We start from the raw sequence: 13,657 nt of genomic DNA on the forward strand, positions 1-13,657 counted from the left end.
CAGAAATACCTGACACAAGCTGACAGGTATGCCCGGCAGAGTGTCCCCATGAACGCTTTCACCACCAAGAACTGGGAAGAGAAGATCGTCAGCGGCACCGAGGGCAGCGGACCGCGGGTGGCCTACGCGCACGCCACCTTCGCGTACGAAGGTGTCATCGAGGGTGAGTCGGTCTGCGACCTTCTGCTGTACTACGCGGGCGAAGGGTACGAAAGCGGCGAGACGACGTCGCCGTGCTTCGAGCGCTTCGAAGGCAAGGTCGACGGTCGCGAAGGGACCTTCATCGTGCGCCACGAGTACACCTTCGACGCGAAGGGCATCGCCTCGACGTTCACCGTCGTCCCCGGCTCGGGCACCGGCGAGCTGGCCGGGATCACCGGCCGCGGCACCGCCGGCGGCGCCATGGGCGAGGACAAGGTGGGCTACACCTTCGAGTACGCGTTCTAGGAGCTGCCCGTGGACCGCCGTCAGGTACTCGCCTACCGCATCGCCGAGCACGGCCTGCACCGCTCGGCGCAGGACGTCGCCGACCTCGCCGTGGTCCGGGCCGGGCTGCAGGACAGCATGCGCGACACCGCGCTGCTCGCCCTGGTGGCCCGGCTCGACGGCCCGGTGTCCCTCGAGGAGCTCGTCCTGGCCTGGACGTTGCGGGGTGCGCCGCACTACCACGTGCGCTCGGACCTGCCGGAGGTGATCCGGGCGCTGGTCCCGCTGGACGACGCGGACGCGCAGGCCCGGATGTTGTGGCAGCGCAAGGAGATGGCGGCGACCGGGCTGGCCGCGACCGAGGTGGTGTTCACCGCGGCCGCGGCGCTCCGGAAGATCGTCACGAAGCCGATGACGAAGGGCGCGGTTTCGGCGGCGGTCACGAAGGTGCTGCCGCCGTCGTTCTCGCGCTGGTGCCGGGGCTGCAACGCGACGCACATCCAGGAGCAGCTGATGCGCATCGCGGCGCCGTTGGGCGGCATCCGCTTGGTGTCCGGCGCGTCCCCGGCGACCTTGGCGCCACTGGAGGGCCGCGGCCGCCTCCGGAAGACCCCGGACCCGGTCGCGGCGACGGCGGTGATCGAGCGGTACCTGCGGCTCAACGGCCCGGCGTCCCCGGGCGAAGCGGCGGAGTTCGCGGGCACGGCCCGCGCGGTGGTCGACCGGACGTGGCCGGCGGACCTGGCTTCGGTGCAGGTCGAGGGCAAGACCCGGTTCCTGCCGTCGTCCCGGTTGGCCGCCCTGGAGAACCCGCCGGAGCCGGACGTGGTGCGGCTGCTGCCCCCGCTGGATCCGTTCATCCAGGCGCGCGACAAGGCGTTGCTGGTCCCGGATCCGTTGCGGCGCAAGGAAGTGTGGAAGATGCTGGGCAACCCGGGCGTGCTGGTGGCGGACGGCGACATCGCGGGGATTTGGCGCGCGAAGAGCGCCGGGGCGAAGCTGACGGTGACGGTGACGGCCTTTGACCCGCTGCGTCCGGCGGTCCGCGAGGAAGCGGAAGCCGAGGCGGCCCGGGTGGCGGTGGCGCGGGGATTCGAGAAGCACGCGGTCACCTGGGTGGATTGACCCTGCCGCGGGGGCGCCCCCCGTTTTCCACATTACCGGCAGGCACCGACAATTCCGGTCGCCGAGTGCCCGGATCACCCGGATTTCGCCGGTCCGGGTCCGTCCACTGTGGTCGTTCGACGGCCGGTGAAGGTGAGCACGCGGGCGGCGAAGTGGCCGAGCTCGCCCGGCCCGAAGGCGAACCCGTGGGTCAGCCCCGGCCGGACCTCCACGTCGGCGTGCGGCACGAACTCCCGCAGGCGGCGGGCGGCCAGCTGGGCGTCGTGCACTCCGCTGCGCCCGGCGAACACCGCCAGGACGGGCATCCGCATCGCCCGCAGCCGCTCTTCGGACGGGCAGGTCTGGAACGGCACGCGGGGCCGGTACTCGCGGATCCCGGCGAGGACCAGCCGAACGTCCGGGCGGTCGAGGGAGTCCCCGCCCGTGGTCCGGTGGACGAGCCACCGCAGCATGCCTTCGGTGCGGACCACCGCGCACAGCAGGCCGAGCGCGAGCACCCCGCGGCTGAACGGCGCGGTCACGGTCGTCGGGTCCAGCAGGCTGATCGACGCCAGCCGCCCGGGCAGGTGCACGGCCTGGTTGACGCAGTGCCAGCCGCCGGTGGACCCGCCGGCCAGATGCACTTCACCGAAACTGAGCTCCGCGAAGACGTCGTCGAGGCACCGGGCCCGGTCGGCGTGCCCGGTGATCGGCTTCCGTTGCACGCTGCGGCCCGGCTCGCCCAGCGTGTCGACGGTGTAGACGGGACCAGTGCCGGCGAGCGCGGGCAGCAGTTCGGCGAAGCTGGCGGACGTGGCCGCCATGCCCGGCAGCAGCACCAGCGGCGGCGCGTCGCCCTCGCCGAACCGGTAGACGCGGGTCGTGCCGTGCTCGGTGCCGACGTCGAGCACCTCGTCCGGAACTGGGCACCGGCTCATCGCCAGGTCGTAGGCGGCGTCGTAGCGTGCTCGAGCGGCGGGGTCGCGGAACGTTCCGATGTCCCTCATGGCGCGAAAGTACGGAACTCCGCCCGCTGCCGTCTTGAAGGAAAGTACGATCGAGGCATGGCGGACTGGGCGCTGGTGCTGCCGCACACCGACGCCGTCCGCGTGCCCGCGAGGCGGCGGTTCACCCGCCCGCACCCCTGGCTCGCGGAGCACCTTCCCGGGTACGTCTTCCACGACTTCCGGCACCCGGATCCGCTGTGGTGGCGGTTCACCGCGCTCGGCGTACTCACGGTGACCCTCGACTTCACGGCGCCCACCCGGCACGCGAACGGTCGCGAGCTGCCGGCGTCGCCGGTGCTCGGGCTGCGGGACCGGCCGTTGGAGGTGGTCCAGTCCGGCCGGACCAGCGGGGCCGCGATCGCCCTGACCGCGCCCAGCGCCTACGCGCTGTTCGGGATGCCGGTGCGCGACCTCGCGAACTCCGTCGTCGGGTTCGAGGACCTGCTGGGCCATGAGGCGACGCTGCTCACCGAGCAGCTGAGCGAAACGCCGGACGCACGGGTGCTCGACGCCTTCTTCGGCGCCCGGCTGCGCGACGCGTCCTCGCCCCCGCGTGCGGTGCTCGGCGCGTGGCACCGGCTGGACGCCACGCGGGGCCGGCTGAAGATCGCCGCGCTCGCCGACGAGCTCGGCTGGACCCCGCGGCACCTGAACACCCGGTTCCGGGCCGCGTTCGGGCTCGGCCCGAAGACCGTTGCGCGGATCTTCCGGTTGCGGCACGCGTCGTCGCTGGCCGGGCGGCTGCCGTGGCCGGAGATCGCCCACCGGTGCGGGTACGCCGACCAGTCGCACCTCAGCCGCGACTTCCGCGCACTGGCCGGGTGCACCCCGACCGAGTTCGCGGGCTGATCGGGCGCCTCCGGACCCGGCTCACAGGCTGTGGGCGTCGATGTCGCCGTAAGCCGTGGTCGCCTGGATCGACAACCCCGCAGTCCCCTCGTTCTTCAGCGCGTTCCGGATCCGCCCGTACGTCGTCCCCGCGTCCAGCGACGCCGAGACACCCGACGCCGCGCCGACCGTGATGTCGCCTGCCTGGGTGCTCAGCACCAAGTTGCCGCCCGTTGCCTCGGCGATGCGGATGTCGCCCTTGCCCGTCGTGATCTCCGCCCGGCCCGTCAGGCGGCCCACCGAGACGTCGCCCGCGTGGGCGGTCAGGCGGAGGCTCGCGGCCTCGTCGAAGACCACCTCGCCGTGGGCGCCCGAGACCGTGACGTCACCCAGGCGGCCGACGCCCCGCAGCTCCACCGCCGCGGCCTTGGCCTCCACCGACGAACCCTCGGGCAGCGAAACCGTCACGTCGACCGCTCCGGACGGGCCGAAGTACTGGTTCTTGCCCTCGAGCGTGACCCGCAGGACGCCGTCGTCAAACGACACTGACGCCTCCGCAGCCGCCTTCACGTCGCGGCTCTTCGCCGGGTCGGCGGGCAGGACCTGGACGACCGTGTCGGAACGAAGGGAAGCGTCGAACCGGACCCGGCCGGCGGGGATCGAAAGCTCGGTGGCGATCGGGGCGGGGGTGGTGAACTTCTGCATCGGATTCTCCTCGAGAAGCGAAGTAGCTGGTGTGAGACCACCTTCGCCGCCCCCGCTGACACCGGAGAGCCACCGCACTGACACGCCCGCTGACACCGGGAGTCAGACGTCGACAGCCAGCCGGTACCCCCGCTTCACCACCGTCTGGACCACCTTCCCGCCCCCCAGCGACGTCCGCAGCCGCCCGATCGCCGTCTCCACCGCGTGCTCCTCGCCGCCCCCGGGCAACGCCGAGATCAGCTCGCGCCGCGACACCACCCGGCCCGGTGACGCCGCCAGCGCCCGCAGCAGCGCCATCGGCGCCGGGGCCACTTCGCGCCACTCGCCGTCCACGATGGCCGCCTGGCCGCGCAGCTCGATCGACCGACCGCCCGCCCGCAACCGCGGCGAACGCGCGACCAGCGTCTCCGCCACCGTCCGGGCCAGTGCGCCGATCCGCGCGCGGTGCGGCTGGACCGTCGGCACCCCCAAAGCCGCCAACGGTCCAGCCGTGATGGGTCCGACGCACGCGGCCACCACCGGGCCGGACAGCGCCGTGACGAGCCCCGGCAGCCGGCCCGTGCGCCGGGCCAGGGCGATGAGCGACGCCGCCGCCGGCGCGCTGGTGAAGGGCAGTGCGTGGATCGAGCCGTCCAGGACGCCGTCGAGGAGCCGGTCCACCGGGCCCGGGTCGACCGGGCCGACCCAGCGGTACACCGGGATTTCGATGACTTCCGCACCCGCCGCGCGCAGCGTGTCCACGAAGTACGGCAGCGGCTCCCCGTGCAGCTGCACCGCGATCCGCAGCCCGTCGACCCCCGACGAGAGCAGGTGCTGCAGCAGCTCCGCGTTGCTCTCCGACGCCGGTGAGTACGACTCCGACAGCCCAGCCGCCCGCAGCGCCCCGGTCACCTTCGGGCCCCGGGCCAGCAGCGACGCCGAAGACAGCCGCGAGAGCAGTGAGTCCCCCAGCCCCCAGCCCTCGGCCGCCTCCAGCCAGCCGCGGAAGCCGATGCCGGTGGTCGCCACGACCGCGTCCACCGGCGCGGACAGCAACGCGGTGGTCGCCGCGTGCAGCTCCCGGTCGTCCGTCAGCGGCACGATCCGGATCGCCGGGCCGTACCGGACGCTCGCCCCCTTGCGCACCAGCAGCGCGCCGAGCTCGTCAGCCCGGCGCGCCGCGGTGATGCCGATCACGAAACCGGCCAGTGGGAGCACATCGCTCACGGGCTCTCCACTTCGACGACGCCTTCCCGCACGCGCACCTCGTACACCGGCACCGAGACGCCCGGAGCGTCCAGGCACTCGCCGCTGTCGAGGGCGAACCGCTCCTTGTAGACCGGCGAAGCGACCACCGGCACGCCGCCGGTGTCGCCGACGATGCCGCGCGAGAGCACCGCCGCGCCGCTGCACGGGTCCCAGTTGGACAGCGCGTACCACCGGTCGCCCGGCAGCCGGAAGATCGCCACCTGCACGCCGCCGTCGAGCAGCGCCGCCACCCCGGCGTACTCGGGCACCGCGCCGACGGGACACACCGCCGTCCAGGTCCGTTCGATCGACGTGGTCATCGCCGCACCTCCGGAACTCCCAGCATCACGGGCACTTTCTGGTCCCGCTCCTCGCGGAACGAGATCGCCGGGTCGGGCGCGCCCGGCGCGTTGACGAAGGAGGAGAACCGGGCCAGCTTCTCCGGGTCCTCCAGGACGCCCTTCCACTCGTCGGCGTAGTTGTCGACGTGCTTGGCCATCGCCGCGTCGAGGTCTTCGCAGATGCCGAGCGAGTCGTCGACGATCACCGCGCGCAGGTGGTCGAGGCCGCCTTCCAGCTCCTCGATCCACGGCGCGGTCCGCTGCAGCCGGTCGGCGGTGCGCACGTAGAACATCAGGAACCGGTCGATCGTCCGGATCAGCGTCGCGGTGTCCACATCGGACACGAGCAGGTCGGCGTGGCGCGGGGTGGTGCCGCCGTTGCCGCCGACGTAGAGGTTCCAGCCGTTCTCCGTGGCGATGATGCCGAAGTCCTTGCTCCGCGCCTCGGCGCACTCCCGGGCACAACCCGACACCGCCGACTTGAGCTTGTGCGGGGAGCGCAGCCCGCGGTAGCGCAGCTCCAGCTCGATCGCCAGCCCGACGCTGTCCTGGACGCCGTAGCGGCACCACGTCGAGCCGACGCACGACTTGACCGTCCGCAGCGCCTTGCCGTAGGCGTGCCCGGATTCGAACCCGGCGTCGACGAGCCGCCGCCAGATCAGCGGCAGCTGGTCCACCGTGGCCCCGAACAGGTCGATCCGCTGGCCGCCGGTGATCTTCGTGTACAGCCCGAAGTCGCGGGCCACCTCGCCGATCACGATCAGCTTGTCCGGCGTGATCTCGCCGCCGGGGATCCGCGGGACCACCGAGTACGTGCCGTTGCGCTGCAGGTTCGCCAGGTACCGGTCGTTGGTGTCCTGCAGCGTCATCTGCTCGCCGCCGAGCACGTGCCCGTTGCCGAGGGTGGCCAGGATGGACGCCACCGCCGGCTTGCAGATCGCGCAGCCGCTGCCCGAGCCGTACCGGGCGATCAGCTCGCTGAACGTGGTGATGCGCGTGGCCTGGACGATCTCGAACAGCTCCGCGCGCGACTGCGTGAAGTGCTCGCAGACGGCCTTCGACTGCTCGACCCCGGCCGCGCTGAGCAGCTTGCTCAGCAGCGGGACGCACGAACCGCAGGCCGTGCCCGCGCGGGTGCACGCCTTGAGCTTGCCGACGGTGTCGCAGCCGTCCTCGTGGATGGCGTTCGTGATCGCGCCCTTGGACACCGCGTTGCACGAGCAGATCTGCGCCGCGTCCGGCAGCGCGTCGACGCCGACCGCGGCGCCACCGCCCGCCGGGGCGAGGATCGCGCCCGGCTCGGCCGGCAGCGGACGCCCGACCAGCGCGCGCAGCGTGTTGTACTCGGTCGCGTCGCCGACGAGCACGCCACCCAGGAGGGTCTTGCCGTCGTCGGTGACCACCAGCTTCTTGTATGTCCCGGCGACGGCGTCGTTGACGGCGACTTCCAGCGCACCTTCGGTCGTCGCGTGGGCGTCCCCGAAGGAAGCGACGTCGACACCCATCAGCTTCAGCTTCGTGGACGTGTCCGGCTCCGGGAACGTCCCGGCCCCGCCGGTGAGCTGCGCGGCGACGATCTCCGCCATCGCGTACCCGGGGGCCACGATGCCGTACACGCGACCCTCGACCGCGGCGCACTCGCCGATCGCGTAGATCGCCGGGTCGCTGGTGCGGCAGGAGGCGTCCGTCAGCACACCGCCGCGCGGGCCCAGGTCCAGGCCGGACTGCCGGGCGAGATCGTCACGCGGCCGGACACCGGCCGAGAAGACAACCAGGTCGACGTCCAGCTCGGTGCCGTTGCCGAGCTTGGCCAGCAGCCGCGAGCCGTCGGCCTCGATCGCGTCGGTGGACGTTCCCGTGTGGACGGTGACGTCCAGGTTGGTGATCAGCCGCCGCAGCAGCGACCCACCGCCCTCGTCGACCTGCAGCGGCATCAGCCGCGGCGCCATCTCGACGACGTGCGGCGACAGGCCCATGTCCCGCAACGCCTTCGCGGCCTCCAGGCCGAGCAGGCCACCGCCGATGACGACGGCCGAGCGCCGTCCGCGGCCCGGCTTGTCGATCGCCGCGGCGCGGATGCGGTCGAGGTCCTCGATGGTCCGGTAGACGAAGCAGCCGTCGAGGTCGTGCCCGGGCACCGGCGGCACGAACGGCCGCGAGCCGGTGGCCAGCACCAGGGCGTCGTAGGAGACGACATCTCCGGACGCCGTGGTGACCGTCTTGCCGGAGCGGTCCACCGAAACCGCCAGCTCACCGAGCCGGAGGTCGACGTGGGAGTCGCCCGCGTAGTCCGAGCCGGGCAGGGCCAGGGTGGCCGGGTCCCACGTGTCCACATAGGACGTGAGGGCCACCCGGTCGTACGCCGGGCGCGGCTCCTCGGACAGGACGACGATGTGCCAGTTCCCCGAAGGGTCTTCCGCGCGCACCGCCTCCACGAGCCGGTGGGCGACCATGCCGTGTCCGGCGACGACCAGGGTGGGCATCTCAGACCTCCGCTCCCGCGAGCGCCAGACCGCGCTCACTCGTGGGCTGTTCGGCGGGCTTCCGCAGGTAGACCGCCCAGGTGACGGCGAAGCAGAGCCCGTAGAAGACGAGGAACCCGATGAAGGCGGGCACCCCGCTGTGCGCGTCGGCGAAGGACTGCCGGAACGCCAGGTTGATGAAGAGGCCGCCTTCGGCACCGATCGCGCCGGCCAGGCCGATCAGCGCGCCGGATCGGCGCCGCGCCTTGAGCAGCTCGGCCGTCTCCTCGGCGCCGTTGGCGATGGCGACCTTCGCCTTGGCGCGGAAGATGGCCGGGATCATCTTGTACGTCGAGCCGTTGCCGATGCCGGTGAGCACGAACAGCACGATGAAGGCGATCGTGAACAACGTCAGGGACTTCGACGTCGAGGCGAGGATCAGGACCACCGTGGCCAGTGCCATCCCGGTGAAGGTGGCGAAGGTGACCTTGCCGCCGCCGATGCGGTCGGCCAGCCAGCCGCCGGTGGGCCGGGACAGCGAGCCGAGCAGCGGGCCGAGGAAGGTCACCGCGGCCGCCTGCAGCGGCGTGCGGCCGAACTGGTTCTGCAGCACCAGGCCGAAGGCGAAGCTGTAGCCGATGAACGAGCCGAACGTGCCGACGTAGAGGAACGACATCACCCACGTGTGCGGATCCTTGACGACCTCGCGCATCGCCTTCGTGTCGCCCTTCATGGTGGCGAGGTTGTCCATGAAGAAGTACGCGCACAGCGCGGCGACCACGATCAGCGGCAGGTAGATGAACAGCACCAGCCGGGGCGCGGTCGCTCCCGCCGTGCCGATCACGAGCAGCCCGACCAGCTGGATCGCCGCGACGCCGAGGTTGCCGCCGCCGGCGTTGAGGCCCAGCGCCCAGCCCTTGTGCTTCTCGGGGTAGAAGGCGTTGATGTTCGTCATCGACGACGCGAAGTTGCCGCCGCCCACCCCGCCGAGGGCGGCGACGAGCAGGAAGGTGCCGAGTGACGTGCCGGGGTGCAGCACGATCGCGGCCAGCGTGGTCGGGATCAGCAGCAGCACGGCCGACACGACCGTCCAGTTGCGGCCGCCGAACTTCGCCACGGCGAAGGTGTAGGGCAGCCGCATCAGGCCGCCGATCAGCGTCGGCGTCGAGACGAGCAGGAACTTGTCGGCGGCGGAGAAGCCGTAGTCCTTGCCCATGAACAGAACGATGACCGACCAGAGGGTCCAGATCGAGAAGCCGATGTGCTCGGCGAAGACGGAGAACCACAGGTTGCGGCGGGCGACCTTCTTGCCCGTGGACTCCCAGAATTCTTCGTTCTCGGGTTCCCAGTGCTCGATCCAGTGCTTTCCTTGGTGGGCCACGGCGTGCTCCTTCGTGCGGCGGTTCGAGGTGGTCAGTGGTGATGGGTCACTGCGCGGCGAGCCAGTTCGCGATGCCGCCGACGGTGTCCGTGCACCCGCCGCATCCCGTCGTCGCTCGCGTGGCCCGCGCCAGTGCGGGAGTGTCGGTGGCCCCGGCCTTCCAGGCTTCGATCAGCCGGCCCTTGGTGACGTTGTTGCAGCGGCAGATCACCGCCGCGGCGGGCAGGTCGGCGGGGCTGGCCGCCGGGGTGCTGCCGCTGGGCAGCGCGCGGCCGAGCAGGACGGCCAGCCGGTCTTCCGGCAGCGGCGTCCCGCGGTCGTGGAACTGGGTGATGGTCGCGGCCGCGTCGGGCAGGCCGAGCAGGATCGCCCCGGTGACGCGGTTTTCGCGGACGACGAGCTTGCCGTACCGGCCACCGGTGGGGTCGTTGAAGGTGAGCACCTCGGCACCGTTGTCGGATGCTTCGAGCTGGGTCTCGCCGAGCGCGGCGAGGTCGATGCCGCGGGCCTTGAGCCGGGTGACGGCCGTGGTGCCGCGGTAGCGGGCCGCCGCGTTCGTCCCGGTCAGGACGTCGGCGAGGACTTCGGCCTGCTCCCAGGCGGGCTGGATCAGCCCGGCCGGGGCGCCGGGGTGGCGGGCGCAGTCGCCGAGGGCGTGGATGCGGCCGTCACTGGTGCGCAGCACGTCGTCGACGAGGACGCCCATGTCGACGTCGAGGCCGGCTTCGGCAGCCAGGCGCGTCTCGGCGCGGACCCCGGCAGCGACGACGACCAGGTCGGCCGGGACGAGGCTGCCGTCGTCCAGCTTCAGGCCGTCGCCGGGCAGGTAGCGGGCGGCGGTGGCGCCGAACTTGAACGTCACGCCCATGTCGGTCAGCTGCCGGGCCAGCACGTGGCCGGCGGCCGGGTCGAGCTGGCGTTCCATGACGTGGCCCAACGGGTGCACGACGGTCACCTGGTTGCCGCGCCCGGCCAGGCCGCGGGCGGCTTCGAGGCCGAGCAGGCCACCGCCGAGCACCGCGACCGGCGCGCCGAAGCGGGCGGCGTCGAGGATCTTGGCGCAGTCGTCGAGGCTGCGGAAGGCGACCACGCCGGGCCCGGCTTCGAGCCCTTCCACCGGCGGGATCCACGGGTTCGCGCCGGTGGCGAGGACCAGGGCGTCGTAGTCGACGGAGGAGCCGTCGGCCAGCTCGACACAGCGCTTCTCGCGGTCGATGCGTTCGACGTCGACGCCGAGCCGCAGGTCGATGTTGTGGCGCTGGGCCCACTCATCGTCATGCAGGCGGACGCTTTCGGCGCTCATCCCGCCCGCGACGACCGCGGACAGCAGCACCCGGTTGTAGGCCGCGTGCTGTTCGGCGCCGAGGACGGTCAGCCGGACCCGTTCGGCGATCGGGTCCCGGCGGCGGATTTCGTCGGCGAGCCGGGCGCCGGCCATGCCGTACCCGACGATGACGACTTCACGAGGGCTCACGCGGCACCATCCACAGTAGACAACGACACGGCACACACCTTGAACTCCGGCATCCGGGAAACCGGGTCGAGCGCCGGATTGGTGAACAAGTTGGCGCGTTGCTCACCGGGAAAGTGGAACGGCAGGAAGACGAGATCGGGCTTGAGGCTCTGGGTGAACCGGACCCGCGCGACGGTTTCGCCGCGCCGGGAGCGGACCAGCGCCCGGTCGCCCTCTTCGAGTCCGGCCCGCTTGGCGGTGTCCGGGTGGACCTCGACGAACGCCTCCGGCACGACCTCGTTGAGTTCGTCGATCAGCCGCGTCTGGGCACCCGACTGGTAGTGCTGCAGCACGCGGCCGGTGGTGGCCTGCAACGGGAACTCGTCGTCGGGCAGCTCGGCCGGGCCGGTGTGCTCGACCGGAACGAACCGCGCGCGGCCGTCCGGGTGCGCGAAGGCGTCGAGGAACATCCGCGGCGTCCCGGGGTGGTCCTCCGCCGGGACCGGCCAGTGGAGAGCCTCGCCCGCGCGCAGCCGGTCGTAGCTGACGCCGGAGTAGTCGGCGATGCCGCCCTTCGACGCGATCCGCAGCTCCTCGAACACCGTCTCGGCATCGGCGGGGAACCGGTTCTCGGGCTGGCCCAACCGGTGTGCGAGGCCGGTCAGGACGTCGAGGTCGGAGCGAACGCCCGGTGGTGGCGTCAACGCCTTGCGGCGCAGCAGGATCCGGCCCTCGAGGTTGGTGAGCGTGCCGTCCTCTTCGGCCCACTGCGTGACCGGCAGGACGACGTCGGCGAGCGCCGCGGTCTCCGACAGCACGAAGTCGGCGACCACCAGGAAGTCCAGCGACGCCAGCCGGTCCTGCACGCGCTGCGAGCGCGGGGCCGAGACGACCACGTTGCTGCCGAACACCATCAGCGCCTTCGGGCCGTTCTCCTGGCCGAGCGCTTCGAGCAGTTCGGTGGCCGAGCGGCCGGGGCCGGGCAGGCCGGCGGCGTCGACACCCCAGACGCCGGCGACGTACTCGCGCGCGGCCGGGTCGTCGAGCTTGCGGTAGCCCGGGAGCTGGTCGGCCTTCTGGCCGTGCTCGCGGCCGCCCTGGCCGTTGCCCTGACCGGTCAGGCAGCCGTACCCGGAGCCTTTCCGGCCGGGCAGGCCGAGGCTGAGCGCGAGGTTGATCCAGGCGCCGACGGTCGCGGTCCCGGTCGCGTGCTGCTCGGTGCCGCGCGCGGTGAGGACGTAGGCGTTGCGGGCTCCTGCGAGTTTTTCGGCCGCGAGGCGCATGTCGGCGGCCGAGACGCCGGTGACGCGCTCGGCGCGTTCCGGCCACCAGCTCGCGGCGATCCGCCACATTTCACCGAACCCGCTGGTCCGGTCGTCCACATAGGACTGATCGAGGTGCCCGCCTTCGACGACGGCGTGCAGGATGCCCAGGGCCAGCGCGAGATCCGTGCCGGGCGCGGGCGCCAGGTGCAGGCCGGCCAGCTCGGCGGTCGGGGTGCGCCGCGGGTCGACGACGATCAGGTCGGTGCCGCGCAGGTGCTGGGTGAACGGCGGCATGGTCTCGGCCGGGTTCGCCCCGGCGAGCAGCACGACGTCGGCGCTCTTGAGGTCGGTGACGGGGAACGGCATCCCGCGGTCGGCCCCGAAGGCCTTGATCCCCGCGGCGGCAGCCGAGGACATGCACCACCGGCCGTTGTAGTCGATCTGCGAGGTGCCGAGCGCGACCCGGGCGAACTTACCGAGCAGGTAGGCCTTTTCGTTGGTCAGGCCACCGCCGCCGAAGATCGCGACGCCGTCCGGGCCGTGTTCGGCCCGGATCGCTTGGAGCTTCCGGGCGACGAAGTCGAGCGCGAAGTCCCAGCTGACCGGCTCGAGCGCGCCGTTCACGCGCAGCATCGGCGTGGTCAGCCGCTTCGGGCCGGTGAGCAGGGAGCCGGAGGTCCAGCCCTTCTGGCACAGGCCGCCGGCGTTGACCGGGAAGTCCCGCGGCGTGACGCGGGCGCCGTCGAGGCTCATCCCGCACTGCAGGGCGCAGTACGGGCAGTGGGTGTCGACCTGCGGCATCGGGCACCTCCTCGGCGTTTTCGGGCGTGCCCTGACGCTAAGGAGGCCGTGTTAACCGGATTCGACCGAATGTTTCAGGCAGTTGACATTGCGGCGGTGTTTCCGGCGCCCGGCCGGTGAGATCGCCGTCCACCTGCCGGGAGTCCGGAGGTCAGCGCGGCTTTACCGGAGGTGACGCCGGATCTTGCGACCTCGGTCACAAGCGACCCCAGCCGTTCTGGTCGATGAGCCGGCACGCGAACCACCAGGGCGAGGTGCCGAACGGATCGGGCAGCGTCTGCGCCCGGTACCGGCCGTCGGCCTTGGCCAGTTCCGCACCGATCAGCGCCCGCTCGCGGCGCGGCAGCGCGCTCAGCATCTCCGCGAGCTCGAGCCGGTCCTGCAGCGGATCGCAAGCGGGGCACGGGCAGTCAGGCAGCGAGAGCCGTATGGGTGGCCGAGTCCGGTTCTGCCAGCGTCGGAGCGCACCGGCGACGGCACCCGGCACCAGACCGGCGTCCACTTCGGCGAAGGCGAGCTGCCGCTGCTCGCGGCGGGAGAGGTAAGGGATCTTGGCCGGCGGCGGTCCCGCGACGTCGAGTCGGCGGAGGCGGCGCAGCGTTCCGGGGCGCCTACGCGGCATGGCCCTTTCGGTAGGTGATCACCCGGCCATCATCC

General features: G+C 72.1%; 12 protein-coding genes. 3 read left to right on the forward strand and 9 right to left on the reverse strand.

Annotated features, from left to right (window positions below):
• Positions 1 to 48 precede the first annotated feature (48 nt).
• Together IE317_RS26590 and IE317_RS26595 are read left to right on the forward strand one after the other, a co-directional pair.
• On the forward strand, positions 49 to 447 hold the full coding sequence (locus tag IE317_RS26590; protein ID WP_191314075.1) for a DUF3224 domain-containing protein: 399 nt from the start codon (positions 49 to 51) through the stop codon (positions 445 to 447).
• Positions 448 to 456: 9 nt separating this feature from the next.
• Positions 457 to 1,551 carry a DNA glycosylase AlkZ-like family protein gene (locus IE317_RS26595; protein WP_191314076.1) on the forward strand — a complete coding sequence of 365 codons (1,095 nt, stop codon included), beginning with the start codon at positions 457 to 459 and terminating at the stop codon, positions 1,549 to 1,551.
• Positions 1,552 to 1,625: 74 nt separating this feature from the next.
• On the opposite strand, the gene IE317_RS26600 is transcribed toward IE317_RS26595, so the two are convergent.
• Positions 1,626 to 2,537 (reverse strand): alpha/beta fold hydrolase, encoded by a 912-nt coding sequence (locus tag IE317_RS26600; protein ID WP_191314077.1) that lies wholly within the window; start codon positions 2,535 to 2,537, stop codon positions 1,626 to 1,628.
• Positions 2,538 to 2,594: 57 nt separating this feature from the next.
• Here IE317_RS26600 and IE317_RS26605 point away from each other — a divergent pair, with 57 nt between their 5' ends.
• Positions 2,595 to 3,386, forward strand: a complete 792-nt coding sequence (locus IE317_RS26605; RefSeq protein WP_191314078.1) for a helix-turn-helix transcriptional regulator — start codon at positions 2,595 to 2,597, stop codon at positions 3,384 to 3,386.
• Positions 3,387 to 3,407: 21 nt separating this feature from the next.
• On the opposite strand, the gene IE317_RS26610 is transcribed toward IE317_RS26605, so the two are convergent.
• The 8 genes from IE317_RS26610 to IE317_RS26645 all read right to left on the reverse strand — a co-directional run bounded on the left by IE317_RS26610 (position 3,408) and on the right by IE317_RS26645 (position 13,622).
• Positions 3,408 to 4,070: a DUF4097 family beta strand repeat-containing protein gene (locus IE317_RS26610; protein WP_191314079.1), complete on the reverse strand. Its 663-nt coding sequence runs from the start codon at positions 4,068 to 4,070 to the stop codon at positions 3,408 to 3,410.
• A 102-nt stretch (positions 4,071 to 4,172) separates the two neighbouring features.
• On the reverse strand, positions 4,173 to 5,276 hold the full coding sequence (locus IE317_RS26615; RefSeq protein ID WP_191314080.1) for a uroporphyrinogen-III synthase: 1,104 nt from the start codon (positions 5,274 to 5,276) through the stop codon (positions 4,173 to 4,175).
• Positions 5,273 to 5,617 (reverse strand): nitrite reductase small subunit NirD, encoded by a 345-nt coding sequence (gene nirD / locus IE317_RS26620; RefSeq protein ID WP_191314081.1) that lies wholly within the window; start codon positions 5,615 to 5,617, stop codon positions 5,273 to 5,275. Before nirD ends, IE317_RS26615 begins: the two co-directional genes overlap by 4 nt.
• Entirely contained in the window at positions 5,614 to 8,121 is a 2,508-nt protein-coding gene (gene nirB, locus IE317_RS26625) for a nitrite reductase large subunit NirB (protein ID WP_191314082.1), read from the reverse strand. Before nirB ends, nirD begins: the two co-directional genes overlap by 4 nt.
• Position 8,122: 1 nt before the next feature.
• Complete coding sequence (locus IE317_RS26630) at positions 8,123 to 9,481, reverse strand: nitrate/nitrite transporter (RefSeq protein ID WP_191314083.1); 1,359 nt, start codon at positions 9,479 to 9,481, stop codon at positions 8,123 to 8,125.
• A gap of 46 nt (positions 9,482 to 9,527) precedes the next feature.
• Positions 9,528 to 10,955: an FAD-dependent oxidoreductase gene (locus tag IE317_RS26635; protein WP_191314084.1), complete on the reverse strand. Its 1,428-nt coding sequence runs from the start codon at positions 10,953 to 10,955 to the stop codon at positions 9,528 to 9,530.
• Positions 10,952 to 13,000, reverse strand: a complete 2,049-nt coding sequence (locus IE317_RS26640) for a molybdopterin oxidoreductase family protein (protein ID WP_191314085.1) — start codon at positions 12,998 to 13,000, stop codon at positions 10,952 to 10,954. Before IE317_RS26640 ends, IE317_RS26635 begins: the two co-directional genes overlap by 4 nt.
• 196 nt (positions 13,001 to 13,196) lie before the next feature.
• Complete coding sequence (locus IE317_RS26645; RefSeq protein ID WP_191314086.1) at positions 13,197 to 13,622, reverse strand: hypothetical protein; 426 nt, start codon at positions 13,620 to 13,622, stop codon at positions 13,197 to 13,199.
• Positions 13,623 to 13,657 lie beyond the last annotated feature (35 nt).

Origin of the sequence: Amycolatopsis bullii (genome assembly GCF_014654205.1) — a bacterium.
Taxonomy (GTDB): domain Bacteria; phylum Actinomycetota; class Actinomycetes; order Mycobacteriales; family Pseudonocardiaceae; genus Amycolatopsis; species Amycolatopsis plumensis.